Below are 3,076 nucleotides of genomic sequence, written 5' to 3'. Positions count from 1 at the left end.
GCTCTGGATCGCGCTGCTCGGGCCTTTCGGCGTCTGGCTCGCGGACCAGCTTACGGACCCCTACAAGCACGATCCTCAACAACCCGCGCCAGGGCGCTTTTCCGTGCAGATCGAGATCGGCCGCGAGACGTAGCTTTAGCGCTGCCGCCAGGCCGCAGCCGCATCGCTGCGCTAGCGCCGCCCAGCCTTGGCCGCCTGCTCCAATCGCAGCGCGAACGAGGGCTCGAGCCGGATGCCGCGCACCTTGTCCTGCAGCACCAGGTTCTGTCGCCAGCTCGCCACCGTCACCCAGGGCACATCCTGCTGGACGCGGTGCGCCAGCTCACGATAGAGCCGCGCGCGCTCGGTGCGCTCGGTGGTCGTACGGGCCTGCTCGATCAGCCGGTCCACCTCGGGGTTGCAGTACCAGCCGGAATTGAACCCTCCTTCTGAGGGCACCGCATCGCAGCGCAGCGCCAGGTATGGGAGGGTGTCCGGGTCGTTGGTCATCCAGGCCATCTGGGCCAGGTCGGCGTTGGCGTCCAGGCCATCGTTGACCCGGGCCAGGTAGGCGTTCCACTCGAAGCTCTCGATCTTCGCCTGCACCCCCACACGCGCCAGATCGCCCTGAATGGCGGTGGCCATGGCCAATGGGGCGAGCATGCCCGAGCCGCCCCGCGGCACGAGAAAGGTCAGCGCCAGCCCATCAGCATGACCCGCTTGGGCCAGCAGCGTCCGTGCGCGCTCGGGGGCGTATGCATAGGTCGGGCCCGCCGGATCAAAGGCCCAGGCAAACGCCTGCGGCACCGGCCCATCCGCCACCACCGCGGTGTCGCGCAGCACGTCCCGCACCAAGGTGCGCCGGTCAATGGCTAGGTTCAGCGCCCGGCGCACCCGCACATCCGCAAGCGGGCCGCTGCGGGTGTTGAGGATCAGAAACCACAGGTGCGGACCAGTGGCCTCCAGCACCCGATAGCCCGGTCGCTTGCGAAATGCGGCCACGTTGTCCGGCGAGAGCTCCAGCGCCAGGTCCACGCCGCCCGCCAGCAGCTCCGCGACTCGGGTCATGGGGTCGGTGAGGGGGCGGAAGATCAGGCTCTGTAGCGGCGCCCTGCCAGCATGCCAGCCCTCGAAGCGCGTCAGGCGCACCTGCCCGCTTCGCGTCCAGCCTGCGAACCGAAACGGGCCGGTGCCGCTTGGATGCCGCCCATAATCCTGTCCCCAGCGACGTACCGCTGCCGGCGAAACCATCAGCGCCGTCGGATAGGCCAGATTCGACAGGAAAGGGGCGAACGGCTGGCTCAGCTCGAAGCGGACGGTGAGCGGATCTTCCACCACCACCCGCTCCACCTGCTCGAAGAAGAACGCCAGCGGAAAGGGGCCCGTGTCGTGGAACGGATGCTCCGGGTCCAGCATGCGGCGGAAGTTGAAGCGCACGGCGTGCGCATCGAAGCGGCTGCCGTCATGAAAGCGCACCCCATCGCGCAGCCGAAACCGGTAGACGCGTCCGTCGTCAGACAAGGTCCAGGACTCAGCCAGGCCCGGCGCAGGCTCCAGCGTCCCAGGGCGGTATTGCACCAGCCCCTCGTAGACATTCACCAGGATGCGAAAGTCATTCAGCGCCGTGGTGACCTGTGGGTCCAGGGAGCGCGGCGCCGCCACCTGGCCCACCACCAGGGTGTCTGCCGGCGGTGTCTGGCGCGCACAGCCGGAGCAGACCAACAGCGCCGCCGTCAGCAGCGCAATGGGCAGGAGTCTGGCGGCACGCATGGTGCCTATGCGCGAAGCGCACCGGCGCCGTCGTGCGCCGGTACCGGCGTCAGCGACCGGCCGGCTGCGGAATGATGCTCTGCGCCACCAGGTAGTCGATCACCTCGTGCGCCAATTGCTCCGGCGTACGCTCGCCGGCGAGCAGCGTGAGCTCCGGGGCCTCCGGCGCCTCGTACGGGTCGTCGATGCCCGTGAACTGCTTGATCTCGCCCGCGCGGGCCTTCTTGTAAAGGCCCTTTGGGTCGCGTTCCTCGCAGACCGCAAGCGGGGTGTCCACAAACACCTCGATGAACTCACCATTCGGCAGCGTGCGCCGCACGCGGTCCCGGTCCACCCGGTACGGGCTGATGAAGGCCGTCAGCGCGATCAGCCCCGCCTGGCAGAAGAGCCCAGCAACCGCGCCGATGCGGCGGATGTTCTCCTCCCGATCCACCGCCGAGAATCCAAGCCCAAAGCGTTGAGCGAACTCATCGCCGTGCGCATCCTGCAGGATGCCGGGCCCCGCATTCAGCGCGTGGCGGACGTTATCGCCATCCAGCACAGCGCTGTGGAAGCCATAGCCCCACAGCAAGTGATCCAGCGTATTGGCCACCGTGCTCTTGCCCGAGCCGGACAGACCCGTGAACCAGATGACACAGCCCCTGTGGCCGTTCAGGCGCTCACGCGCCTCGCGCGTCACCTGGTGCTCATGCCAGGTCACATTCGTATCGTTCGCCATAGAAATCGTCTCAACAACGGGAACAGCAGCAGAGGGAGGTACGGCAGGCAGACAGCCGGGCCGGATCGGGCTTTGCCCGAAGCGGAGCAGTTTACCGACGAGCACCCGTCAGCGCCAAGCAGGGACCAGCAAGCCGGACACAATGGAGGGCCTGCAAACCAGCAGGCAGGCACCTGTCATGTAAACTGGAGGATCTCGCCGTCAGAAACGCAGGCGACGGCCGGCCCGCCGGGAAAGCGTCCGGACTAGACGTCGCGCGATGCTCACGGGCCGCCCCCATTGCTTAATCCTAGGTGCTCAGTGACCAAGCTACAGGACAATACAGCCCGAGCACGCACCGCAGTAGCAGACGCTCGCGATCTCCCAGAGGGTGTACGCTCGCTGATGGGCCTGCTCCGCGACCTTGATGTCAGCATTGAAGACTATCGCGAACATCTTGCCCGAAAACACCTTAGACCCGACGCAACCTGTCGTGCATACTCAAGAAAGCATAACTGCTAAACCTTCCAATCATCCGATCGCCATACCGCCGTGCTGACGGACCAACTGGAACAGCCCGCCGCCTAGGTGCCGCGTCCGTCCGAAAATGAACGTTCACCCTCGCCCGCC

General features: G+C 66.6%; 2 protein-coding genes. Both read right to left on the bottom strand.

The window, feature by feature from the left end; all coding sequences use genetic code 11:
- Nucleotides 1–171: 171 nt before the first annotated feature.
- On the bottom strand, nucleotides 172–1,749 hold the full coding sequence (locus I6U14_RS14260; protein WP_296900180.1) for an ABC transporter substrate-binding protein: 1,578 nt from the start codon (nucleotides 1,747–1,749) through the stop codon (nucleotides 172–174).
- A 49-nt stretch (nucleotides 1,750–1,798) separates the two neighbouring features.
- The gene (gene cysC / locus I6U14_RS14255) at nucleotides 1,799–2,467 is read right to left on the bottom strand and encodes an adenylyl-sulfate kinase (protein WP_296900179.1); all 669 of its coding nucleotides are present in this window, start codon (nucleotides 2,465–2,467) and stop codon (nucleotides 1,799–1,801) included.
- Nucleotides 2,468–3,076: the final 609 nt, after the last annotated feature.

The organism is Thiohalocapsa sp. (genome assembly GCF_019695415.1).
GTDB lineage: Bacteria > Pseudomonadota > Gammaproteobacteria > Chromatiales > Chromatiaceae > Thiohalocapsa.
Note: the sequence above shows the minus strand (reverse complement) of the source record. Positions and strands in the feature narration are given on the sequence as shown.

Coding starts and splice junctions, on each gene's coding strand:
- I6U14_RS14260 (WP_296900180.1), bottom strand. CDS start 1,749: ATGCGTGCCGCCAGACTCCTGCCCATTGCGCTGCTGACGGCGGCGCTG.
- cysC (WP_296900179.1), bottom strand. CDS start 2,467: ATGGCGAACGATACGAATGTGACCTGGCATGAGCACCAGGTGACGCGC.